Origin of the sequence: Polaromonas sp. JS666, assembly GCF_000013865.1 — a bacterium.
Lineage (GTDB): Bacteria > Pseudomonadota > Gammaproteobacteria > Burkholderiales > Burkholderiaceae_C > Polaromonas.
The window spans coordinates 5,125,463-5,148,006 of the sequence record NC_007948.1; the positions used below are offsets into that span (position 1 = coordinate 5,125,463).

At 64.0% G+C, this 22,544-nt stretch carries 25 protein-coding genes and 1 pseudogene; 21 read left to right on the forward strand and 5 right to left on the reverse strand.

Annotation, left to right across the window (positions count from 1 at the left end):
- Nucleotides 1–2: 2 nt before the first annotated feature.
- On the forward strand, nucleotides 3–452 hold the full coding sequence (locus BPRO_RS24195; protein WP_232291466.1) for a putative quinol monooxygenase: 450 nt from the start codon (nucleotides 3–5) through the stop codon (nucleotides 450–452).
- A 95-nt stretch (nucleotides 453–547) separates the two neighbouring features.
- A complete protein-coding gene (locus BPRO_RS28820) occupies nucleotides 548–1,027 on the forward strand; it encodes a lysozyme inhibitor LprI family protein (RefSeq protein ID WP_081430557.1) in 480 nt (159 codons plus the stop codon).
- 1,763 nt (nucleotides 1,028–2,790) lie between these two features.
- Here the strand turns inward: BPRO_RS28820 and BPRO_RS30960 are convergent.
- Nucleotides 2,791–2,886, reverse strand: a pseudogene (locus BPRO_RS30960) (SEC-C metal-binding domain-containing protein); the annotation flags it as partial.
- A 294-nt stretch (nucleotides 2,887–3,180) separates the two neighbouring features.
- Nucleotides 3,181–3,384: a hypothetical protein gene (locus tag BPRO_RS24210; RefSeq protein ID WP_041389060.1), complete on the reverse strand. Its 204-nt coding sequence runs from the start codon at nucleotides 3,382–3,384 to the stop codon at nucleotides 3,181–3,183.
- Here BPRO_RS24210 and BPRO_RS24215 point away from each other — a divergent pair.
- The 3 genes from BPRO_RS24215 to BPRO_RS24225 all read left to right on the forward strand — a co-directional run bounded on the left by BPRO_RS24215 (nucleotide 3,383) and on the right by BPRO_RS24225 (nucleotide 5,513).
- A complete protein-coding gene (locus tag BPRO_RS24215) occupies nucleotides 3,383–3,598 on the forward strand; it encodes a hypothetical protein (RefSeq protein ID WP_011485701.1) in 216 nt (71 codons plus the stop codon). The two genes, BPRO_RS24210 and BPRO_RS24215, sit on opposite strands and share 2 nt — an antisense overlap.
- A 218-nt stretch (nucleotides 3,599–3,816) precedes the next feature.
- Nucleotides 3,817–4,476: a peroxiredoxin gene (locus BPRO_RS24220; protein ID WP_011485702.1), complete on the forward strand. Its 660-nt coding sequence runs from the start codon at nucleotides 3,817–3,819 to the stop codon at nucleotides 4,474–4,476.
- The gene (locus BPRO_RS24225) at nucleotides 4,473–5,513 is read left to right on the forward strand and encodes an MBL fold metallo-hydrolase (protein WP_011485703.1); all 1,041 of its coding nucleotides are present in this window, start codon (nucleotides 4,473–4,475) and stop codon (nucleotides 5,511–5,513) included. The genes BPRO_RS24220 and BPRO_RS24225 overlap by 4 nt, the downstream gene beginning before the upstream one ends.
- Nucleotides 5,514–5,567: 54 nt before the next feature.
- Here BPRO_RS24225 and BPRO_RS24230 read toward each other — a convergent pair whose 3' ends face one another.
- Complete coding sequence (locus tag BPRO_RS24230; RefSeq protein ID WP_011485704.1) at nucleotides 5,568–6,185, reverse strand: class I SAM-dependent methyltransferase; 618 nt, start codon at nucleotides 6,183–6,185, stop codon at nucleotides 5,568–5,570.
- Between the two features lie 69 nt (nucleotides 6,186–6,254).
- Nucleotides 6,255–7,136 (reverse strand): MBL fold metallo-hydrolase, encoded by an 882-nt coding sequence (locus tag BPRO_RS24235; protein ID WP_011485705.1) that lies wholly within the window; start codon nucleotides 7,134–7,136, stop codon nucleotides 6,255–6,257.
- A 93-nt stretch (nucleotides 7,137–7,229) separates the two neighbouring features.
- On the opposite strand from BPRO_RS24235, the gene BPRO_RS24240 reads away from it, so the two are divergent.
- The 16 genes from BPRO_RS24240 to BPRO_RS24315 all read left to right on the forward strand — a co-directional run bounded on the left by BPRO_RS24240 (nucleotide 7,230) and on the right by BPRO_RS24315 (nucleotide 21,351).
- On the forward strand, nucleotides 7,230–7,583 hold the full coding sequence (locus BPRO_RS24240; protein ID WP_011485706.1) for an ArsR/SmtB family transcription factor: 354 nt from the start codon (nucleotides 7,230–7,232) through the stop codon (nucleotides 7,581–7,583).
- Complete coding sequence (locus BPRO_RS24245) at nucleotides 7,583–8,017, forward strand: YeeE/YedE family protein (RefSeq protein WP_011485707.1); 435 nt, start codon at nucleotides 7,583–7,585, stop codon at nucleotides 8,015–8,017. The genes BPRO_RS24240 and BPRO_RS24245 overlap by 1 nt, the downstream gene beginning before the upstream one ends.
- Nucleotides 8,018–8,043: 26 nt before the next feature.
- Nucleotides 8,044–8,481 carry a YeeE/YedE family protein gene (locus BPRO_RS24250; protein WP_011485708.1) on the forward strand — a complete coding sequence of 146 codons (438 nt, stop codon included), beginning with the start codon at nucleotides 8,044–8,046 and terminating at the stop codon, nucleotides 8,479–8,481.
- A gap of 10 nt (nucleotides 8,482–8,491) precedes the next feature.
- The gene (locus tag BPRO_RS24255; protein WP_011485709.1) at nucleotides 8,492–9,133 is read left to right on the forward strand and encodes a DUF599 domain-containing protein; all 642 of its coding nucleotides are present in this window, start codon (nucleotides 8,492–8,494) and stop codon (nucleotides 9,131–9,133) included.
- A 60-nt stretch (nucleotides 9,134–9,193) separates the two neighbouring features.
- Nucleotides 9,194–10,894 carry a sigma-54 interaction domain-containing protein gene (locus BPRO_RS24260; protein ID WP_011485710.1) on the forward strand — a complete coding sequence of 567 codons (1,701 nt, stop codon included), beginning with the start codon at nucleotides 9,194–9,196 and terminating at the stop codon, nucleotides 10,892–10,894.
- Nucleotides 10,895–11,077: 183 nt separating this feature from the next.
- Nucleotides 11,078–11,980, forward strand: coding sequence for a sulfurtransferase (locus BPRO_RS24265; protein ID WP_011485711.1), 903 nt, complete (start codon nucleotides 11,078–11,080; stop codon nucleotides 11,978–11,980).
- Between the two features lie 53 nt (nucleotides 11,981–12,033).
- Nucleotides 12,034–12,597, forward strand: coding sequence for an OsmC family protein (locus BPRO_RS24270; RefSeq protein ID WP_011485712.1), 564 nt, complete (start codon nucleotides 12,034–12,036; stop codon nucleotides 12,595–12,597).
- A 37-nt stretch (nucleotides 12,598–12,634) separates the two neighbouring features.
- On the forward strand, nucleotides 12,635–13,822 hold the full coding sequence (locus BPRO_RS24275) for an acyl-CoA dehydrogenase family protein (protein WP_011485713.1): 1,188 nt from the start codon (nucleotides 12,635–12,637) through the stop codon (nucleotides 13,820–13,822).
- Entirely contained in the window at nucleotides 13,819–15,156 is a 1,338-nt protein-coding gene (locus tag BPRO_RS24280) for an FAD-dependent oxidoreductase (protein ID WP_011485714.1), read from the forward strand. The genes BPRO_RS24275 and BPRO_RS24280 overlap by 4 nt, the downstream gene beginning before the upstream one ends.
- A 194-nt stretch (nucleotides 15,157–15,350) precedes the next feature.
- Nucleotides 15,351–15,848: a rubrerythrin family protein gene (locus BPRO_RS24285; protein ID WP_011485715.1), complete on the forward strand. Its 498-nt coding sequence runs from the start codon at nucleotides 15,351–15,353 to the stop codon at nucleotides 15,846–15,848.
- A 200-nt stretch (nucleotides 15,849–16,048) separates the two neighbouring features.
- Nucleotides 16,049–16,213, forward strand: coding sequence for a rubredoxin (locus BPRO_RS24290; protein WP_011485716.1), 165 nt, complete (start codon nucleotides 16,049–16,051; stop codon nucleotides 16,211–16,213).
- 70 nt (nucleotides 16,214–16,283) lie between these two features.
- Nucleotides 16,284–16,544: a DUF2061 domain-containing protein gene (locus BPRO_RS24295; RefSeq protein WP_041389061.1), complete on the forward strand. Its 261-nt coding sequence runs from the start codon at nucleotides 16,284–16,286 to the stop codon at nucleotides 16,542–16,544.
- Entirely contained in the window at nucleotides 16,541–17,749 is a 1,209-nt protein-coding gene (locus tag BPRO_RS24300) for an FAD-dependent oxidoreductase (RefSeq protein WP_011485718.1), read from the forward strand. Before BPRO_RS24295 ends, BPRO_RS24300 begins: the two co-directional genes overlap by 4 nt.
- Nucleotides 17,750–17,933: 184 nt before the next feature.
- Complete coding sequence (locus BPRO_RS24305; RefSeq protein WP_011485719.1) at nucleotides 17,934–20,252, forward strand: NADP-dependent malic enzyme; 2,319 nt, start codon at nucleotides 17,934–17,936, stop codon at nucleotides 20,250–20,252.
- A gap of 180 nt (nucleotides 20,253–20,432) precedes the next feature.
- Nucleotides 20,433–20,861 carry a ribonuclease domain-containing protein gene (locus tag BPRO_RS24310; RefSeq protein ID WP_049764297.1) on the forward strand — a complete coding sequence of 143 codons (429 nt, stop codon included), beginning with the start codon at nucleotides 20,433–20,435 and terminating at the stop codon, nucleotides 20,859–20,861.
- A 64-nt stretch (nucleotides 20,862–20,925) separates the two neighbouring features.
- Entirely contained in the window at nucleotides 20,926–21,351 is a 426-nt protein-coding gene (locus BPRO_RS24315) for a barstar family protein (protein ID WP_011485721.1), read from the forward strand.
- A gap of 239 nt (nucleotides 21,352–21,590) precedes the next feature.
- Here the strand turns inward: BPRO_RS24315 and BPRO_RS24320 are convergent, their stop codons facing one another.
- Nucleotides 21,591–22,532, reverse strand: a complete 942-nt coding sequence (locus BPRO_RS24320) for a ribosomal RNA small subunit methyltransferase A (protein ID WP_049764176.1) — start codon at nucleotides 22,530–22,532, stop codon at nucleotides 21,591–21,593.
- Between the last annotated feature and the right edge of the window lie 12 nt (nucleotides 22,533–22,544).

Sequence of the window (22,544 nt, forward strand, 5' to 3'; positions counted from 1 at the left end):
GCATGGAAAACGAGTTTTTTTACAGCCTCGTTAGGCAGCAGACCATGGTCATCACTCGTCGAGAAGTTGCAGCAACCGCAGGAGCATTTGCTATTGGTATCGTCGGTCCTTCTTACGCCTCAACGAAAGCAGCAACAAACATGTACGGTCTGATCGGCAAGATGAAGATTGTCCCAGGGCAACGCGATGCACTAATTTCCATCCTGCTTGAGGGCCTCCGCGGCATGCCTGGGTGCCTTAGCTACATAGTTGCTCAAGATCCAACTGATCCGGACGCCATCTGGGTAACTGAAGCGTGGGATAGCAAGGAGAGCCACCGGGCCTCTCTGTCGCTGCCGTCAGTCCAACAGGCAATTTCGCGCGGCAGGCCGCTCATTGCCGGGTTCGGCGAGCGATTCGAGACCATGCCAATCGGGGGGCAAGGACTTGGAGCTGGCCACAGTGCTGCCTAACTTGGCAGTCAACGCGGACGCCCAGTGGCGTCCGGCCGCTACGCGGCCCACCTTGAGTGGGCGCCGGTTACTTTTACGTTAGCCGGCATAAACCCATGCACCCCAAGCTCAGTTCCATCCTGCTCTCGATCTTCTTGCTACCGCCGGCAGTTGCCTATGCGCAGGTTCCACCTGTGGAAGCAACCATGGAATCTGCAGAGTCTGTGGCTTTTGGCGAATGCTGGTGGCTTGGAGAAAATGCAACAACTCCAGTTTCCAACAGAACGGAGTTCGAACGAGAGTGCAGAGCATCTTTGATACCGAAGATAACGGAGCAACGGCAATCACTTACCGAAGTCGAGCAACAGATGGCCATCGAGTACAGGCAGTTGCTCGCCATGCTTCAGCAGCAAGGCCGTATCCGAACGAATTCGCTAGTACTAAGCCAACGTACTTGGGCCAAGTTTCGAGAATCTCACTGCACACTTGAAGTAGAGAGAGTCATGGGCAACTATCGGTCGCCGCATCGACTTGCGGCTTGCCTCGAAGCAGAAGCCAGAAAGCGGAGCGAGTATCTGAAAGGCTTTACCAAGTGAGCGCGATGCCGGCTAACCCTTTACTGGGACTCCCCCACAACGGCAAGAAACTGACCCCGCCGCTTCTGGCCGACTGCGCGCTGAAGGCTGCCGGACCTCGCCGACTGCAATCAGTTTTGAAACCCGCCATCAAATACCCCTGACTTACTGCCAGGTCAGATGGTTTCTCACAGCAGACTCTGCTGCTCTGGAGGTGGCATCTTCGGCTTGCCCTTCGCCGGTTTCAATGCCTCGCGGGCCCAGTCCAGCGCCTTCTGCCGGTCCCAGAATTCACGCATCTTGCTGACATACAGCCAGGCCTCGTACTTGCCGCCCACGGCGATGCCGTAAGCGCCATCGGGCTTGACGGGTTTGGGTGCTGCGTCCAGCAGCATCTTCACGGCTACAGGGTGGTCTTTCCCGGCCAGCCTGATCATCTTCTGGGCTGCTGTGGTGTCCCCTGAGGCAAATGTTGCCAGCACGGCGTTGAGCGCCAGCGCGGGCTGCATGTCATCGGGGTACCGGTCGTTGAGGGCCAGCATGTCGGTCCAGCGCTCAAACCTGACATAGGCACACGACAAATCATCGCGAAGCCCGTGGTTGTCGTTGGAGTTGAGTTCAAACACCAGCCAATGGGCCAGCTCCATGAAGCGTTGCCAATTGCCGGTATCGTTGCAGATGTAAGCCAGGTGGGCAATGGGCCGCAGCATGGGGCGATGGCTCAGCACGCCCCACGGGCATTCCACCGGACCACCGCCTTGGGATTCGAGCGTGAGCCGCAGCTGTTCGGCCGCCCGTTCGGCCATGGGCACCAGCAACCGTTGCTCGACGCCGGCCCAAGGGACCGTGTCCACGGCCATGACCAGATCGTCCAGCACGTCAAAGCTGAACCACAAGGCAGGATGCTTTTGCAGCAGGGCTAGCCACGCTGGCGCGTTGTCCCAGACTTCCTCCGCGTCGTTTTGCAAGGCGGTCAGACTTGGCTTGGCCTGAGGGAAGACTTTTCGCCAGCGCGTCTCCAGCTTGACCAACTCAGCATCCGGGACGAATTCGGACGCCACGGCTTGGGCGGCACGGTGCTCGCTTTCTTCCATGAAAAAGTCAAACCGGTGTCGCACCGCAGGGGGCGGGGCTGCCAGGAACAGATCATGCAGCCGCTGCAGGTCTGCATTGGCCGATGTGGCAACGCCCATCATGCCGGCATGGGGGTCTTTGGCCATCTCGCGCAAACCATCCACCAGGTCGGCCAGTTGCGGGTCGCGTTGCTTGGCCAGAAAGGCCGCCCACCATTGGGCGCGCGACTGGGCCTCGCTCACCCGCCCTTCGCTCAGCAGCGTGGTGACTTCCAGAAAACTCAGCGCCGGGTCATTGGGATTGAGTTCGCTGGCCTGCTTGAACGTGCGCCAGGCACCGGCGTGGTCACCGCGGTCGGCCAGCATGGTGGTGCGCCGCTGCAGCGCATCGCTTTTGAGGGGTCGGTCGCCACGCTGCAGGATGGTGTCAATCAACCGCTCGCGCTTGGTGCTGCGGCCCAGCTCCAGCCAGCTGTCCATCAGCAGGTTGAACAGCGGCGCCACCCTGACCGTCAAGGGCCCTGAGCCTGAGAAATAGGGCTCCAGCAGCGCGCTGGCGCGGGCCGCATCACCGCCATCGAGCCATTGGTAAGCGGTATCTGCCACTGCATCAATGCTGGCCTTGCTGGCAGCAACTTCGCCAAGACGTGACTTGGGGTAGGCATCCAGCACATAGCGCAGCAGGTTCAGATTGCCAAACAGCGGCGGCATCGACATGGCACCGCAGCAATGCTTGTATTTTTGCCCCGACCCGCATGCACAGGGGTCATTGCGCGCCTGCTTGGGTTGACCCACCGGTTGCAAATCGTGGCCTGGCATGGGCAGCTCGGCAAACAGGTTGAGGGCCGCAAATCGCAGAAATCGATCGATTTCCGCAGGCTCTGGCGGTATCCGCTCCAGCAAGGCCGGCATCACCACCGGCACCGCCAACTTGAACCATTGCGTAAACGCGACCGGCGTCGGGTCTGATAGGGCTTGCCGACCCGCCAGGCTCAGCAGCGTTTCAATCTGGTGTTCAAAGTCAGGTGGGAGCGTTGTGTCCATGTTCAGGCCCGTTTGCAATCCGGGAATCATATTGGGATTCCGCTGCATCACGGTCATTCAACCTGGAAACAGCAGTTGACCGCTCGCAAACTTCAAGAAAGCCGCATGCCCATTGACTTTCCCCTCGTCGATGGCGTTTACCTTCCGGGTGACAGCGCTATGCGCCCACTCCGGCAGTGGATTGACTTTCTCCTGAGCCCTGTCACGCTTGCAGACCGCCACTGCGGCATGCGTCCCGGCGTCAAGACGAGAGCTCATCATGAACCAGTCCTTACCATTCGCGGTCAATGCGTCCCGCTACGAGTTGCGCTTCACCAGTCTGTTCAACCGGGGGCGCGGGTATGCCTTTCCCTGTGACGCCGACGGATCCGTGGAGATGGGCACCCTGAGTGACCATGGCCGCAGCAACTATCTGTATGCCCGGGTCGTCGTCGGAAACGAGCTGGCGATTCCCATCGTGGTCCACCTGGCCTGAGCCACCGCCCTTCGCGCGCACAAGGCAATTTATCCAGCCATTCGGGCCGGCTGTTCAGTTTCCGCTTCAGCGTCGATTCGCCTTCGCTCAGGCGCACGCCTGAACTGAAAAATACCCGCTCTCGACCTGCAGCAGGCTAGCTGCTAATATTCCAAGGTGGCTCTGCTCCAGAGCGCCGGGCGGGCTGCCGCCGACCAACAGGCGCTGAAGGAATAGTCATGTCTTTGCGCATCAACGACACCGCCCCTGACTTCACAGCCGAGACCACTCAGGGCACGGTTCGCTTTCACGAATGGATAGGGGACGGCTGGGCGATCCTGTTCTCGCATCCGAAGGACTTCACGCCCGTCTGCACGACGGAGCTCGGCTACATGGCGAAGATCGAGCCCGAGTTCACGCGCCGCAACTGCAAGCTGATCGGCCTGTCGGTGGATCCGGTGGACAACCACACGCGCTGGGCCCGCGACATCGAAGAGACCCAGGGCCATCTGCCGAAGTACCCGATGATCGGCGACACCGACCTGGCGGTTGCCAAGCTCTACAACATGCTGCCGGCGGAAGAAGCCGGTACCTCAGAGGGCCGCACCGCGGCCACCAACGCGACCGTCCGCTCGGTCTTTGTCATTGGCCCCGACAAGAAGATCAAGCTGATGATGACCTACCCGATGACCACCGGCCGCAACTTCGACGAGATCCTGCGTGTGCTCGACTCGATGCAGATGACGGCCAAGCACAAGGTCGCCACACCGGTGAACTGGAAGCACGGCGACGATGTGATCATCGCCGGCTCGGTGTCCGACGACGATGCGAAGACGCTGTTCCCGCAGGGCTGGAAGGCGCCCAAGCCCTACCTGCGCATCGTCAAGCAGCCGTCGTGATTTTCGAACAAGTCGCCACCGGGGGTTGCCAGTCCTACCTGTTGGGCTGCCCTGACACCTGCGCCGGGGCGGTGATCGATCCCGAGGTCAGCCAGGTCGACCGCTACCTGGCGCTGGCCTCGCGTGACGCGCTGCGCATCCACTTCGTGATCGACACGCACACGCACGCCGATCACTTCTCGGCCGCGCGCCAGCTGGCCGACCGGCTCGGCGCGATGACCGTCATGCACCGGGCCAGCCCGGCGCCCGGCGTGGACCTGCGCGTCGATGACGGCGAGATGATCGTGCTCGGCAAGTTGCGGCTGCAGGTGCTGTACACGCCCGGGCACACCGTGGACTCGATGTGCCTGGTTGCCGACGACCGGGTCTTCACCGGCGACACGCTGCTCATCGGTGGCACCGGGCGCACCGACCTTCCCACCGGCGATCCCGAAGCGCTGTACGACAGCCTGTTCGGGCGGCTCCTGAAGCTCGATCCGGCGCTGCTGGTGTACCCGGCCCACGACTACAAGGGCCGCAGCCACTCGACCATCGGCGATGAAATCGCCACCAACCCACGTCTGCAGCGGACAGACCGGGCGGCGTTCGTGGAGATGATGAAGAGTCTCGACCTGTCCATGCCCACCCACCTCACGGAAGCGCTGCGCACCAACATGAGCGGTGGCAAGACCGTGGCGCAGATGCTGGCCGAGGCTGCCGCCTGCGTGCCCTTCATGTCCATGGCCGAGTTGCGATCTCGTGTCGAGGCAGCACCGGCCGGTCTGATCGTGCTCGATGTACGCGAACGTGACGCCTACGAGGCCGGGCACATTCCCGGCGCGCGGCTGCTGCCGCGCGGCCAGCTGGAGCTGCGCGTCGACAGCGAGCTGCCCGACCCGACGGCCCGCATCGTCACCTGCTGCGAGTTCGGCCGTGTCTCGACGCTGGCCGCGGCCACGCTGCGCACCATGGGCTTTCAGCGCGTGGTTGCGCTTGACGGCGGCATGAAGAGCTGGCGCGAGGCGGGCTACCCGGTGCGCGCGGGGCCGGCGGCCTGACGGTGGTCCTGAATCACCCAGGCGCCTTGCGTGCAGCGCAGCGGGAATTTTTTCTCAGGGCGCCTTGACGCAGTAGCAATAGATGAACTGCTGCGTGGTCCCAAACGGGGTTTCATGGACTTCGGTGGCGCTTTCGACGAGCTGGAAGGCCGCGCCAAATTCCCCGTGCAGCCCTTCCGCGTCATAGCGAACCACATCCAGACCGCTGCACTGAGCCGGCCCCTCCGGCCCGAACGTGGCCACGATGACATGGCCTCCCGGCTTGACCGCCCGCATCACCTGCCGCACATAGGCTTGCCGCTGCCCGGCGTCGGTCAGGAAGTGGAAAACCGCCCTGTCGTGCCATACGTCATACCGCGCGGCGGGGAGGGCCACCTGGGTGACGTCGCCGACCCACCACGTCACCGCCTGGCCGGCGGGGCCGAGCCGTTGCCGGGTGGCATCAACGGCGGCCGGTGAAATGTCGAGCACGCTGACGTCGCGGTAGCCCGCCGCCAGCAAGTCATCGACCAGCGTCGACTCGCCACCGCCGACGTCGATGACGGACATGGCGCGGTCGGGCGCCGCTTTTTCGATCAGCGACAGGGATCGCTCCAGATGTGGGCGAAACCAGCTGACCGCGTCGGCGGCCTTGTGTTGATAGACCTGGTCCCAGTGATGCTGTGTGTTCATGTTTGCCTCTTTCAGAAAGACGCCCAACCCATCCGGGCCGGAGCGCGCTGACGATGTCCTTTATGTCCTTTATCGGGTTGGCGCGCCCAGCGTGTTGACCGGGATCTTCAGATACCGGATGCCATTGTCCTCGGGCGGCGGCATGTCGCCGGCGCGGACGTTGACCTGGATGGACGGAAGGATGAGGGTGGGCATGTCCAGCGTAGCGTCGCGGGCGGTCCGCATGGCGACGAAGGCCTCTTCGGAGATGCCGTCGTGCACATGAATGTTGTGGGCGCGCTGCTCGCCCACGGTGGTCTGCCATTGCGGCGCCCGCGACGCGGGGGGGTAGTCGTGGCACACATACATCATGGTCTCGGCCGGCAAGGCCAGCAGGGTGCGGATGGAGCGATACAGCGCATGCACATCGCCGCCAGGAAAGTCGGCCCGCGCCGTGCCCACATCGGGCATGAACAGCGTGTCACCGACAAAGACCGAATCCTCCACCCGGTACGCCATGTCCGCGGGGGTATGGCCGGGAACCAGCATCGCGGTGGCTTCGACGTCCCCGATCCTGAAGGTCTCGCCGTCCTTGAACAAATGGTCGAACTGGCTGCCGTCGGGCAGGAAGGAGCGCTCCAGGTTAAAGACTTTCTTGAAGGTCGACTGGACCGCCCGGATGTTCTCGCCAATCGCGATGCGCCCACCCACATGCTCCTTTAGATAGCGCGCTGCCGACAGGTGGTCGGCGTGGGCGTGGGTTTCCAGGATCCAGTCGATGTGCAGCTGCTGCTCCGCGACATAGGCCAGCACCCGGTCTGCCGAGGTCGTGCTGGTGCGTCCGGCCTTGTAGTCGTAGTCAAGCACCGGGTCGATGATGGCCGCGCGTCGGGTGCTGGTGTCCGTCACCACGTAAGTGACCGTCCAGGTGGGGCTGTCAAAAAAAGCTTGGACTGTGATGCGAGCACTCATGGCTGACTCCGTGGGTTAATTACAATCTACTTGCTAATAATATATATGTTTGTATAATGTTGTCAAGTAACCCACAGACAAACAGACAGAGCCATGCAACACACCCATCCCGTCATCGATCCCGAGTTGCTGCGCGGCGCGGCCGCGCAGGCAGTCGGCGTGCTGAAACTGCTGGCCAATGAAGACCGGCTGCTGCTCCTGTGCCAGCTGTCGCAGGGCGAGCGCTGCGTCAGCGAGCTGGAAGACGAGCTGAGCATCCGCCAGCCCACGCTGTCGCAACAACTCGGCGTGTTGCGCAATGAAGGCGTCGTCGACACACGCCGGCAGGGCAAGAACATTTACTACAGCGTGGCCGATCCGGCCATGCTTGAAATCCTGGCGGTGCTGTACCGCCTGTATTGCCCCGAGAACCCCCAAGACCCCGAAAGCCCCGAAGGAGAAATCTGATGTCCATCGACTGGAATGCATTCACCCCCTGGTCCGCCCTGCTGGGCGGCATGCTGATCGGCCTGGCCGCCGCCATGTTCGCGCTGCTCAACGGGCGCGTCGCGGGCATCAGCGGTGTTCTGGGCGGCCTGTTGAAGCCCGCGCGGGGCGATGTAGGTTGGCGCGCCGCGTTCATTGCGGGGCTGGTTGGCGCTCCGCTGGTGTACGCGGCGTTCTCCGTGCTGCCCGCCGTGCAGATTGATGCCGGCTATGGCGCCCTGGTCGCGGCGGGCCTGCTCGTGGGCATAGGCACCCGCTACGGTTCGGGCTGCACCAGCGGCCACGGTGTCTGCGGCCTGTCAAGGTTCTCGCTGCGGTCGCTGGCGGCGACAGCCACCTTCATGGGCGCAGGTTTCGTGACGGTGTTTGTGCTGCGCCACCTCTTCAATAGTTAATAGTTACGTAGTTAAGGAGCAGATTCATGTTTGTCTTGACATCACTACTCGCCGGCCTGGTGTTCGGCCTGGGACTCATTGTGTCCGGCATGGCCAATCCGGCCAAGGTACTGGGTTTCCTGGACCTGGCGGGCCGGTGGGACCCCTCGCTGGCACTGGTCATGGCGGGTGCCATCGCGGTAGGCTCTGTCGCCTTCCTGTTGGCAAAAAACCGTACCCGGTCTCTGCTGGGCGCCGAAATGAAACTGCCCACCGCCAGCCACATAGACCGCCGGCTGGTGGTCGGCAGCGCGCTGTTCGGCATGGGCTGGGGCATTGCAGGGTTCTGCCCGGGCCCCGGCCTGGTCGCCCTCGGCATGGGCGAGTCCAAAGCGCTGCTTTTTGTCGCCGCGATGCTCGCCGGCATGGTGGTGTTCGAGATCCTGGAAAAGCGCCGGCAGACGATAACGCATCGCACCGCGTGAGCGCCGCATCATGACGAGCACCACCACCTGGCTGGCGAGCCTGATCACCGTTGCGATACTGCTGGTCTATGAGGCTGCGCTGCTGCTGGTCCAGCGGCGCAACCCGGCACGACTGGCGCGCTCGGCACATGCGAACCTGCGCGAGGAATGGCTAGCGGCCCTGTCCCGGCAGCGTGGCTCCGAAATTCTGGCGGTGCAGACCCTGCGCAATTCGCTGATGTCGGCGACGATGACCGCGTCAACGGCGGCGCTCGGACTGATGGGCGCGGCCACGCTGGCCGCGCCCTCGCTGAACGCCTCGCTGGCCGACGGGGAAGCCCTCTTCGGGCAGTTCACGGCGCGGCTGGCGCTGGAACTGGTGCTGATGACCGTGCTGTTTGCCTCCCTGGTCTGCTCGGCGATGGCGGTGCGCTACTACAACCATGCCGGCTTCATCAGCTCCATGCCGGTGGACTCGGATGAGCGCCACCGGTGGACGCCTACCGGCGTGGTCTATCTGCGCCGCGCAGGGCTGCTCTACAGCTGGGGCCTGCGACACCTGCTCATGGTGGCGCCGCTCCTCGCGTCCATCGTCTACCCGCTGGCCGGCCCCGTGGCGGCGGTCATCGTCGTGGTCGCGCTGCTCGGTTTTGACCGGTTCACCCCCGCCTGAGCCTCGCATCGGCCCCGGCCCTCAGCGGCGCGCTGGCTGATTTATTGCTAGGTTGCGGTCATGGCCACCTCTGCCCGCACACCGCCCCCTTCAAGCAAATCGTCCGCAGACCCCCAGTGGCGCGCGCAGGAGCTGCTGCTGATGAGCGAGGTCATGCGGCTGGTCGGCAAAAGCCTGGCGCCCGAGGTGGTGCTGCGGGAAATGCTGCACCTGATGTCGGAACTGCTGGGGCTGAACCGGGGCCGCATTGTGCTGGCCGATTTTGTCGGCGACATTGCGTTGCAGGGCCTGGCTGATCGCAAACCGGCGACCCGGGCTGCCGGCGCGCCGGCGCCACAATCGGCCATTCGTTATGCCTACGGCCTGACGCGCGAGGAAATGGCGCGCGGCCGCTACGGCCCGGGCGAAGGCATCACCGGCCGGGTGCTGGCCACGGCGCAGCCCATCATCGTGCAGGACATCGATGCCGAGCCGCAGTTTCTGGCGCGCTCGGTGGCGCGGGCCCAGCTGCCGCCCGACACCGTGGCCTTCATTGCGCTGCCGATCGAGGTCAACCGCGAGGTGATCGGCGTGCTGGCCTGCCACCGCATCAGGAGCCGCGACCGGCAGCTCGCCGACGATGTGGCGGTGCTGAAAATCCTGGCGACACTGGCCGGCCAGCTGCTGCAGCTGCAGGCGCTGGTGGCGGAAAAAACCCGCGCGCTGCAGGCCAAAAACCAGCTGCTGACGCGCGCGCTGGAGACCGCCGCCGCCCGCTACGGCATCATCGGCACCTCGCCGGCGCTGCTGCAGGCACTTGGCGAACTGGAACGGGTGTCAGAGGCCACCGCCAGCGTGCTGCTGCTGGGCGAGTCGGGCACCGGCAAGGAGCTGTTTGCGCGCGCGGTGCACCTGTCCAGCCAGCGCCGCGACCAGCCTTTCATCAAGGTCAATTGCGCGGCGATTCCCGACACCTTGTTCGAGTCGGAACTGTTCGGCTACGAGCGCGGCGCCTTCACCGGCGCACAGAACGCCCGCGCCGGCTGGTTCGAGCAGGCCGACCGCGGCACGATATTTCTCGACGAGATTGGCGAAATGCCACTGGCCATGCAGACCAAGCTGCTGCGCACGCTGCAGGAGGGCACCATTGTGCGGCTGGGCGGCAAGCGCGAAATCCGCGTGGAAGTGCGCGTGGTGGCGGCCACCAACCGCGACCTGGCGCAGGAGGTGCAGCGCGGCAGCTTCCGGCGCGACCTCTTTTACCGGCTCAATGTGATTCCGATCCGGCTGCCCTCGCTGCGCGAGCGTCCGCAGGACATTCGCGCGCTGGCCGTGCATTTTTTAAGCCGCATCAACCAGGCCAACCAGCGCAACGTGAGCCTGTCGCCGGCGGCCCTGGCCCGGCTGGAGCAGCACCCCTGGCCCGGCAACATCCGCGAACTGGGCAACGTGATCGAACGGCTGGTGCTGCTGACCGACAGCGCCATGGTGTCCGCGCCAGAGGTGGAACGTTTTCTGCCGCCCGAACAGGAGGATGCTGCAGCAGCGGCCCGCCCGCCCGCGTTGGCCTCCGCCGGCCAAGCCCACGCGCCACCCGGTGCGGCGGCTCCCGCCGTGCGCGAGTACCAGCCCGCCCGGTCGCACTCGGCCGCGCAATTGCAGCAGGCGCTGCTGGCCCATGGCGGCAACCAGTCGCGCGCCGCGCAGGCCCTGGGGCTGACGGTGCGGCAGTTCTCCTACCGGCTGCGCAAGATGGGCCTGCACAATGTCGACAATTTGTAGACATTGTGCGAGGTCGCGTCGGCCCGTCCAACACCGAATGCTACTGATTCAATAGCATCAGACTCTCGTTTTTATTGGGCTTATCGCCTGTTTTTCACAAACCTTCAGAAAGCGGAAACGCTGGCATGTCCGTTGCAATAAGGACAGGGACGGCATGTGCCGTGACCTCATCTGGAGAGTTTCATGACGACCGAAAACGCGCTTCCCCCCGTCCTCGTATCCCCCGAACAACTGTCGGCCATGATGGGCACCGAGCCGGTAGTCATCATCGACACCCGCGATGCTGACACCTATGCCGCCGGCCACCTGCCCGGCGCCGTCAACCTGCGCGAGATCTTCACCTTCCTGGCGACCTCGACGGCCGAAGGCCTGACCGCTCTCCAGTCCACGTTTGCCGAGCACTTTGGCGCGATCGGCCTGTCAGGCAACGAGACGGCCGTGTTTTACGAAGACGCGCTCAACAGCGGCTACGGCCAGTCCTGCCGCGGCTACTACCTGCTGACCTGGCTGGGCTACCCGAAGATCAAGGTGCTCAATGGCGGCTTTTCTGCGTGGAAGGCCAGGGGCCTGCCCGTCAGCACCGACCCGGTCACGCCGGCGGCCGCCACCTTCCCGGCCAAGCTCGCCATGGCCGACGTGATGCTGACCAAGGACGAGGTGGCCGCGGCGCTGGGCACCGACACCGTGCTGCTGGACGTGCGCGACATCGACGAGTGGACCGGCGAAAGCTCCTCGCCCTACGGCAAGGACTTCGCCCCGCGCAAGGGCCGGCTGCCGGGCGCCAGGTGGATCGAGTGGTACCGCTTCATGAAGCCTTCGGCGCAGGGCCCGGTGTTCAAGTCGCCGCTGGAAGTGCAGGCCGAATGCGCGACCGCCGGCATCGCGACCGACGACACGGTGTACCTCTACTGCTTCAAGGGAGCGCGCGCGTCCAACACCTTCCTGGCCCTCAAGCAGGCCGGCTTCTCGGACGTCCGCATGTACTTCGGCTCCTGGAACGAGTGGTCGCGCGACGACTCGCTGCCGATCGAAACCGGGGCGCCGGTGATCAAGCCCAAGGCGCCGGCGCTGGCCCTGGCGGCCTGAATTGCTGAATTTTCCTGACCTTTTTGACCTTTTGATTTTTTTTAGGAAACACCATGTCCGAGGCCACTGTCATCGAACCCACCGCACCCACCACCGTGAAGGCCTTTCTGAAACCCATTGACGGCGAGGGCCTGGCCGCCTTTGCCGCCAAGGGCCGTGCCAACCCGGCCTCGCGTGGCACCAACAAGGTCCGCACCGTGATGCAGGGCATGTACCGCTCGCTGAGCTACGTGGGCGACCACCAGCCCGTGGTGGTGGACGAGCCGCTGCACCTGTTCGGCGAAAACACCGCGCCGGCGCCCGGCGAGATTGTGCTGTCGGGCCTGGGCGGCTGCCTGGCCGTGGGCATCACGGCGGTAGCCACCTGGAAGAAGGTCAGGCTGTCCCGGCTGGAAATCTTTCTGGAAGGCGACATCGGCAACCCGGCCGCCTGGGGTGCGGACGGCGCGCTCAAGCAAGCGCCCGAGATGGGCTTTCAGACGATCCGGGTGAAGGTGGTGGTCGAGGGCGATGCCAGCCGGGAGGTGCTCGACGGGATCGTGCAGCATGCGAATTTCTACTCCCCGGTGGCCAACAGCATGCGCAACCCGATCCCGTTCGAGATTGCGCTGGCCTGAATGGCCTGAAGCCCGTCCACCCCCATACGGAGAGATCATGGAAGTCCTCGAACGCGCCCCAACAGATGCTGACATGGCCGCCAACGCCGGGATGCCCGCCGAAGCGGCGTTGATCCAGGCGGTCCGGTCGCTGGCCGACGGGCCGCTGGCCGAGTTGGCCGACGACATCGACCGCCGCGGCGTCTACCCGAAGTCCATCCTGCAGCGGCTCGGCGAACTGGGCGCGCTCAAGGCCCACATCGCCGAGCCGGGCCGCCCGTCGGACTACGCGCTGGCGATACAGGCGATGACCGAGGTCTCCCGCGTCTGCGGCGCCACCGGCTTCATGGTCTGGTGCCACGCGGTGTGCGGCGTGTACATGGAGCAGTCGGGCAACCCGGCACTGACGGGCGCGCTGCTGGCGCAGCACGGCAACGGCCAGACCCTTGGCGCGACCGGCATGTCCAACCCGATGAAGACCTTTGCCGGCATCGAGACTTTCTTGCTGCATGCACGGCGGGTTGAAGGCGGCTTCCGCGTGAACGGCACCTTGCCCTGGGTCAGCAACCTGGGGCCCGACCATTATTTTGGCGCTGTTGCGGATATTGACAGCATTGAAGGCGCCGACGACACCGAGGCGGCCACGCCACAGCAGGAAATCATGTTCCTGGTGCGCTGCGACGCGCCGGGCGCGGCCTTGCGCAACTGTCCCTCGTTCTCGGCCATGGAAGGCACCAACACCTGGGCGGTACGGCTGACGGACTATTTTGTCGGCGCGAACGACCTGATCGCCGACCCGGTGCGCCCCTTCATCGGCCGCATCCGCGCCGCCTTCATCCTGCTGCAGACCGGCATGGGGCTGGGCGTGGCGCAGGGCGCGATCGATTCCATGTGGAAGGTCGAGCGCCAGCTCGGCCACGTCAACGAGTTCCTGGAGGACCGGCCCGACGCGCTGCAGCAGGAGCTGGACGAGTTGACGGCCCGCATCATGACGCTGGCGCAGACCCCGTTTGGCACGGGGCACGAGTTCCTGATCGACGTGCTCGACGCCCGCGCCCATGCGTCCGAACTGGCGCTGCGCGCCGCGCAGTCCGCGCTGCTGCACCAGGGGGCACGCGGCTACCTGATGACGTCCGATGTGCAGCGGCGCGTGCGCGAGTCGCATTTCGTCGCCATCGTGACGCCGGCGATCAAGCACCTGCGCAAGGAGATTGCCCGCCTGAGCGCCGAGGAGCAGCCGGCATGAACACCCCAGCGGCATCACCGCCTGCACCCGCTGCTGCCGGGCTGCAAACCGACGGCTCCGGGCTGCCATGGGAAATTTTCATCTGCCGCGCCTGCGGCTTGCTGTACGACGAAGCCAGGGGCGACGAAGACAGCGGCCTGGCGCCGGGCACCCGCTTTGCCGACATTCCCGAGGACTGGGCCTGCCCGCTCTGCGGCGTGACCAAGGCGGACTTTGAACCCTATGTTCGCGAGGAGCCGGTCCGGCAGGCCCGGCCGTCCTCATCCGCCACGCCGCATCGGCCGGCCGCCCGACGTGACGCGGGCACGGTGATCGTCGGTGCGGGGCGCGCCGGCTGGCAAATGGCCGAGGCGCTGCGCGCGCGCGATGCCGGCCTGCCGATCACCCTGGTCACCGCCTGCAACGGCGATGTGTATGACAAGCCGTTGCTGTCGGTCGCCCTGGCCCGGGGCCTGGCACCCGACAGGCTGGCGCATGAAACCGGCCTGCAGGCCGCCGCACGGCTGGGTGTCCGGTTGATGGCGCACACGCAGGCGGTGCGCATCGTGCCGGCCAGCCGGCAGCTGCGCACCAGCCGCGGCACGCTGCAATACCGGCATCTGGTGCTGGCGCATGGCGCCCAGGCGCGTTCGCTGCCGCAGTTTCCGGCCGCGCTGTGCTGGCGCATCAACCATTTGCAGGCCTATTCCCGCTTTCGCGCCTGCCTGGGCGAGGCGGCGCAACGCATCGCAGTCGTGGGCGCGGGCCTGATCGGCTCCGAACTGGCCAATGACCTGGCGCTGGCCGGCCATAACATCACGCTGCTGGATGTGGCGGCGCGCCCGCTGGCCGCCTGCCTGTCCGAAGCGCAGTCGCAACAATTGCTGGAGGCCTGGCGCACGCTGCCGCTGCGCTTTGTTGGTGGCGTGCAGGTCAGCCAGGTGACGGAGGTGCAGGAGGAGGTGCAGGAGGAGGTGCAGCAAGGCGCGGCCGGTGAGAGCCGGGCCATCAAGCAAATCAGCACCCATTGCGGCCAGCTGTTCAGTGTCGACCACATCATCGTGGCCGCCGGCCTGCAAACGCCCCATCGGCTGGCCGACAGCGCGGGCCTGGCCTGGAACAACGGTATCGATGTGCATCCCGAGACGCTGGCCACCAGCGTGGAGGGCATTCACGCGCTGGGTGACTGCATCGCCATCGACGGACAGGTCAGCCGCTTCATCGAACCCATTGGCCGGCAAGCGCATACCCTGGCCGCGCACATTTTGGGCCAGCCGGCCGCGCCCTACCGGCAAACCGCCGTGCCCTTGCGCATCAAGACCGGCTCCTTGCCGTTCACGCTGCACCCGGCCTGAGCCCGGGCGGCAAGCGCCGGGTGGGCGGCAGCGCACCCCGAAGCCCTTGCTCGCTCACGGCGATGGTGTCAACCTGCGGCTCGTCATCGTTGCTATCAATCGCTTAGGCAAAACCAATTGGCTCATTCAATAGTATTTTTGTATCATTTCTCCTGTTACGATAATTTATAGCTATCAACCCACAGGAGTTCACGATGAGCACAACGCGACGCCCCGAAATCAAGACCATGGCCAATCTGGAGGCCGCCTTTGCCGGCGAATCCATGGCGCACATCAAATACCGCTATTTCGCCAAGCTGGCCCGCGAAGCCGGTGACGAAGCCACGGCGCGCACCTTTGAAGAAACCGCCGACCAGGAAGTCATGCACGCCTTCGGCCATCTGGACCTGCTCTACCCCAAGGCGACCATGACGCCCGCCAGGGCGCTGCAAATCGCCATCGATGGTGAAACCTACGAATACACCGAGATGTACCCGGGCTTCCGCGCAACCGCTGAAGCCGAAGGCAACGCGGCGGCCGTGGCTGAAATGGACGAGCAGATCGAGGAGTCCAAAGTGCATGCCGCACAATTCAAGGCCACCCTGGAAAAAGCCCAGAAACGCTTTGCGGCCCTGGCCCGGGTGGAAGAGCGCCACGCCAACCACTACCAGGCGCGGCTGAACGTTGTCAACGAAGGCGCCGCTGCGGCCTGAACCGGCGGACCCGCACGGCTGACCCGGCAAGGCAACCAAGTCTGTAAGACGCGGGCGCCAGCAGCGACTGATAGCCAGTACCATGAAAGCAGCAGCGCCGGCGCGATCGACGGCCCTGAGCGCTATATTTTTAATAGCTTGCAGCCCCGACAGCAAATGGTCCGGGAGCACTTTTAACACCTGAAACCGAAGGAATCCCCATGAAAACCTATCTCTGTATCGTTTGCGGCTTTGTGTACGATGAAGCGGCTGGCCGGCCGGAAGACGGCATTGCAGTCGGCACCCGCTGGGCCGATGTGCCCGAAAGCTGGGCATGCCCGGACTGCGGCGTTGCCAAGGCCGATTTTGAAGTGGTCGAAATTTAAGAAACCTACGCCCCCCGGCCCGTCATGCCGGCGTGGCCGGCCCTTGTTTATTGATTTTGTGGAGTCCGTGATGGCCAAACTTGCCCGCGCCAACTTAACTGCCCTGAAGAAAACTGCCAGCTACTACGTGCTGCACGTCACCGTCGCCGCATTGGTGGCCTACGCTGTCACGGGCAATTTTTTGCTGGCCCTGACGCTGAGTCTGCTGGAGCCCACGGTTCAGGCCTTTGCCTTTTTCTTCCATGAGAAAGCCTGGGAACGCTGGGGCGGACAGCGCAACGCGATGCGCGCCATGCCAGCGACGCCATTAACGGCAGGAGTAGCCGCATGACCCGGCCCGTGCTGGTCATTGGCGCCGGGCTGGCCGGCTGGACCACGGTGCGCGAGTTCCGCAAACTGGACAACGGCACGCCCGTGGTGATGATCACCGCGGACAGCGGCGACTTCTACGCCAAGCCGTCCCTGTCGAATGCCTTCGCGCAGGGCCGGCTGCCGGCGCAGCTCATCAGCACGCCCGCCGCCAAAATGGCCGAATCGCTGAATGTGACGCTGATGCCCCACACGCGGGTGGAAGCGCTTGATGTGGCGGCCAAAACCGTCAGCACGTCTGCCGGGACAATGGCCTACCGCGATCTGGTGCTGGCCACGGGCGCGCAGCCGATTCGCGTGCCGCTCGAAGGCCAGGCCGCGGACCGCGTGATCAGCGTCAATTCGCTCGAAGACTTCGCGCGTTTTCACGCGAAACTGCAGCCGGCGGGCGACGCCGCAGGCAACCGCGGCCGGCATGTGCTGGTCATGGGTGCCGGGCTGATTGGCTGCGAGTTTGCCAATGACCTGGCCCAGGCCGGCTACCGCGTCAGCGTGGTCGATCCCGGTACCCGCCCGCTGGCCGCCCTGCTGCCGGAAGCGGCCAGCGCGACCCTGCAGCAGGCGCTGGAGGGACTGGGCGTGCACTTTTATTTCGGCGCCACGGTGCGCGCGGTCGATCCTGTTGATCCGGCCACAACACAACCGGCAGGCGCGGATTCACTGGAAATTTCGCTGGCCAATGGGGAAGTCATTGACGCCAGCTGCGTATTGAGCGCCATTGGCCTGAGAGCCGACACGGCCCTGGCCCGGGCGGCAGGCCTGGCGGTCGACCGTGCCATTGTGGTCAATACCCGCCTGCAGACCAGCGCCGAGGGGGTGTATGCGCTCGGCGACAGCGCCCAGTACGCCAGCGCGGTGTCAAAACTGTCGGTGCATGGCAGCGCGCTGCCTTATGTCATGCCCATCATGGCGGCGGCCAAGGCGCTGGCCGCCAATCTGGCGGGCACACCGGCAGAACTGGTTTTCCCGCTGATGCCGGTTTCCGTGAAAACACCCTCGCTGCCGTTGGTGGTGGCCGCGCCGCAGCCCGGCACGGACGGCCAGTGGCACATGCCGGAAGCCGGTTTGTGGCAATGGATGGATGAGGCCGGCCTGCAGCGCGGTTTTGTGCTGGCGGGCGCGCAGACCGCCCAGCGCATGGTGCAGGCCAGGCGGGTCGCGCTGTAGGCGCTTGCACCGGCATGGGCCTGCAGGCCAGTGCCCATGCCCGGTTCCTTGGTAAAAAGTCAAAAGCGCAACACCTGATTTGCGTAGATTTACTGACTGGGGTTTTCCCCCGCAACGGCCTACAATCGCAGACCTTACAAGAAATTGACGGTCATACCGACCGTTTCTGCTGGAGACCCCCTAGATGCCGACACCCACCGCCGCGACGCCCGACAACCGTGACGAAAAACGCGCAGAACTGCGCCGCGCCGCGCTCGAATACCACGAGTTTCCCACCCCCGGCAAACTGGCCATCGCAGCCACCAAGCAACTCACCAACCAGCGCGACCTGGCGCTGGCCTACTCGCCCGGCGTGGCGGCGCCCTGCGAGGAAATTGTCAAGGACCCGAACGCGGCCTTCAAATACACCAGCCGCGGCAACCTGGTGGCAGTGGTGACCAACGGCACGGCAGTGCTGGGCCTGGGCGACATCGGCCCGCTGGCGTCCAAGCCGGTGATGGAAGGCAAGGCGGTTTTGTTCAAGAAGTTTGCCGGTGTTGATGTGTTCGACATCGAAATCGACGAAAAGGACCCGGCCAAACTGGTCGACATCATCGCCGCGCTGGAACCGACCTTTGGCGCCATCAACCTGGAAGACATCAAGGCGCCCGACTGTTTTTACGTGGAGCGTGAACTGCGCAAGCGGATGAAGATACCGGTGTTCCACGACGACCAGCATGGCACGGCCATCACGGTGGGCGCGGCGGTGCTGAATGCGCTGAAAGTCGTGGGCAAGGACCTGAAACAGGTCAAGCTGGTGACCTCAGGCGCGGGCGCGGCGGCGCTGGCCTGCCTCGGGCTGCTGATCAAACTCGGCATTCCGCGCGAAAACATCTATGTGACCGACCTGGCCGGCGTGGTCTATGAAGGCCGCACCGAACTGATGGATGAAGACAAGATCCAGTTCGCGCAAAAAACGTCGGCCCGCACCCTGGGTGAAATCATCGAAGGCGCGGACATCTTTTTGGGTCTTTCGGCAGGTGGTGTGCTCAAGAAGGAGATGGTCAAGAAGATGGCGGCCAAGCCCATCATTCTGGCCCTGGCCAACCCCAATCCGGAGATATCGCCAGAAGACGTCAAATCGGTGCGTGATGACGCCATTATGGCAACAGGTCGGACTGATTACCCGAACCAGGTCAACAACGTCCTGTGCTTCCCCTATATTTTCCGGGGTGCCCTGGACGCCGGCGCGTCAACCATCACCATCGAGATGGAAATTGCCGCAGTGCACGCGATTGCCGAGCTGGCCCAGGCCGAGCAGAGTGAGGTGGTGGCGGCCGCCTACGTCGGCGAGAAGCTCACCTTCGGACCGGACTACCTGATTCCCAAGCCCTTCGATCCTCGCCTCATGATGAAGATTGCGCCGGCCGTGGCCAAGGCGGCTGCCGACAGCGGCGTAGCCCTGCGGCCGATCCAGGACATGACCGCCTACCGCGAGAAGCTGCAAAGTTTTGTCTATGCCTCCGGCACCGTGATGAAACCGATCTTTGCCTCGGCCAAGACGGCGGCCCGCAAGCGCGTGGCCTATGCCGAGGGCGAGGAAGAGCGCGTGCTGCGCGCCTGCCAGATCGTGGTGGACGAGAACCTGGCGCGCCCGACCCTGATCGGCCGGCCCGCGATCATTGCCCAGCGCATTGAAAAGTTTGGCCTGCGCCTGAAGCAGGACCTCGACTACGACGTGGTCAATGTCGAGCAGGACCACCGCTACCGCGACTTCTGGCAGACCTACCACCGCATGATGGAGCGCCGCGGCGTGACCGTGCAGATGGCCAAGATCGAAATGCGCCGCCGCCTCACGCTGATTGCCGGCATGCTGCTGCACAAGGGCGATGTGGACGGGCTGATCTGCGGCACCTGGGGCACCACCGCCCACCACCTGGACTACCTGGACCAGGTGATTGGCAAGCGCGAGGGAGTATGCACCTACGCCTGCATGAATGGTCTGCTGCTGCCCGGACGTCAGGTGTTTCTGCTCGATACCCATGTGAACTACGACCCGACGGCGGAGCAGCTGGCTGAAATCACCACCATGGCGGCCGAGGAAATGGTGCGCTTTGGCATCAAACCCAAGGCGGCCTTGCTGTCGCACTCCAACTTTGGCTCGTCCAGCCAGCCCAGCGCCCTGAAAATGCGCCGCACGCTGGAACTGTTGCGCGACAAAGCACCCTGGCTGGAAGTCGACGGCGAAATGCACGGCGACATGGCGCTGGATGCCGATACCCGCGGCGTCATCATGCCCAACAGCACGCTGACGGGTGAAGCCAATTTGCTGGTGCTGCCCAACATCGATGCGGCCAATATTGCCTACAACCTGCTCAAGACTGCCGCCGGTGGCAACATTACCATCGGCCCCGTGCTGCTGGGGGCCAACAAGCCCATGCACATCCTGACTCCGACCGCCACCGTGCGCCGTATCGTCAACATGACAGCCCTCACCGTGGCGGATGCGAACGCGGCGAGATAACGAAGAATTAGACAGCTAGCACTAACTTACTAGCGGCTTATTCCCCGCTCTTGGTGCTTAAATTTTCAGCAGCCACTTGCGTTTTCCGTTCATATGCGGCAAACTACGCCTCTTGAAATTTAAGGGTTAACCCGAAAAATCTGGGTGGTTAAACCTGAATTCAAGAAAGGCATTTTTTGCATGTTGCGCAATGGTGGGCGCGGTGAACGGGGTCATTGGCGGGCGGCGGTAGCCGCTGGATTGTGGGTTCTGGCGGCAAGCCTGGTCGGGATAAGCCCCGATTTGGTGCAAGCCAGAACGCAAGCCAATGCAGGCCCGGTTGCAACGATTTCGGCAACCCAGCTGCCCCCTCAAGGGCGCGACATGATGAGGCTGATTTACCAGGGTGGGCCGTTCAGGTACGACAAGGACGGCGCAGTGTTTGGCAACCGGGAACGGATTCTTCCCGCCAGCCATCGCGGCTACTACCGCGAGTACACCGTCCGGACACCCGGTGAGCGCAGCCGGGGAGCCCGGCGCATTGTTTGTGGTGGCCTGAAACCCGCCGCACCTGATGCCTGTTATTACACCGATGACCACTATGCGAGTTTTCGCAAGATCGCTCCGTAAAGTTCAATAAATTGGACTGTGGTTGTTAATTCGAGTTTTTGACTTAAGAGAAAGAGAAGCGGAGATGGATACACCACTTCGTCGGGACAACGAAACGCCCTTGCGTGGCGTGCGGCCCAATATCGTGCAGTCCATACGCGCATTCCGCGTACAGGACCTGCAGGATGCGGCCACGCAGCTGAATCAGCATTTCCTGTATGCCAACCTGGGCAACGCCCAGAGCAAACAGGACGTGCTGGACATGATCGCGGCGCAATACACCTTCCCGGCACATTTCGGCAAGAATTTCGATGCGCTGTACGACTGCATGACGGACCTGGTCCACAAATCAGGCCCGCAACCCGGTTTCATCGTCGTGCTCGAGCAAATTCCGGCCAACGCCAAGTTTGACAAGGAAGCGCGGGAGCAACTGCTCGACATCTTCAGGGATGCCGCGGACTACTGGGCGGATCGAAAGATCCCGTTCAGATGTTTCTATTCTTTTCTGTAGCCCGCTCCCCAGACATTGGCCAAGGGGATCGGGCGAATGAGGCCCAGCAAGCAGTTGCAGACGGTGAAGAACCCATGCCTACCGACAAACTGGTAGACGTGTCACCGCTGGCGCTGCGCATGAGCAGTCCGTTTAACGCGGGGTACTGGCTCGCAGCCGCCTGACACCGAGGTTTCAGGCAAACAGAAAAAAGGCCGTCATCAGACGGCCTTTTTTCATGGCTGAACGCCTGGCAGGCACTACACGGCCATGGCAGCCACCTGCTGCGCCAGCGCCACATACTCGGCCACCGGCACCTCCTCGGCCCGGCGCTGCACATCAAATGCGCCCGGGAAGCCCCGCGCCGTCAGCCACTGGCCCAGGGTATGGCGCAGCAGCTTGCGGCGCTGGCTGAAAGCCACCTGCACGAGCTGGCTCAGCAGTTTGACGTCCAGCGCCGCAGGATGGGCATGCGGCACCATGCGCACGACCGCACTGTCCACTCGCGGCGGCGGGTCAAAGCTCTGCGGCGGTACAAACAGCACGTTTTCCATCGCGTAGCGCCACTGCAGCATCACGCTGAGCCGGCCATAGTCGCTGGTGGAGGGCGCCGCCACCATGCGGTCAATCACTTCCTTTTGCAGCATGAAGTGCTGGTCTTCAATCACGTCCACGGCATCCAGCAGGTGGAACAAAATGGGCGTGGAAATGTTGTAGGGCAGGTTGCCGACCACCCGGAGCTTATGAGCCCCCACGCTTGTCACTTCGTGTACTGCGCTGCCCCTCGAGGGGGCCGCTGCGCCTGCGGTCTGGCGAAGCCAGTCCCGCGGCCCCTGCTGGGATGAAGAGCCCGCAGGCTCCAGCCCCTTGGGAGCTGTTTCGGCTTGGGGCAGCCCTGCGCTGCGCACGGGGCCGTGTTGCAAGCGCTCTGCCAGTTGGCGAAAGTCCACCTTCAGGACATCCGATTCCACCACCGTCAGCTGCGGATGGGCGCGCAGCTGCTGGGCCAGATCACGGTCCAGTTCAATCACCGTGAGATGCCCCAGCCGCTCAACCAGCGGCTGCGTCAGCGCCGCAAGGCCGGGGCCGATCTCCACCACCGCCTGGCCCGCCCTGGGCGCAATCGCCTGGACAATACCTTCAATAATGCCCTGGTCCGTCAGGAAATGCTGGCCAAAGCGCTTGCGCGGGATATGTTTCACGATCAGTTCTGC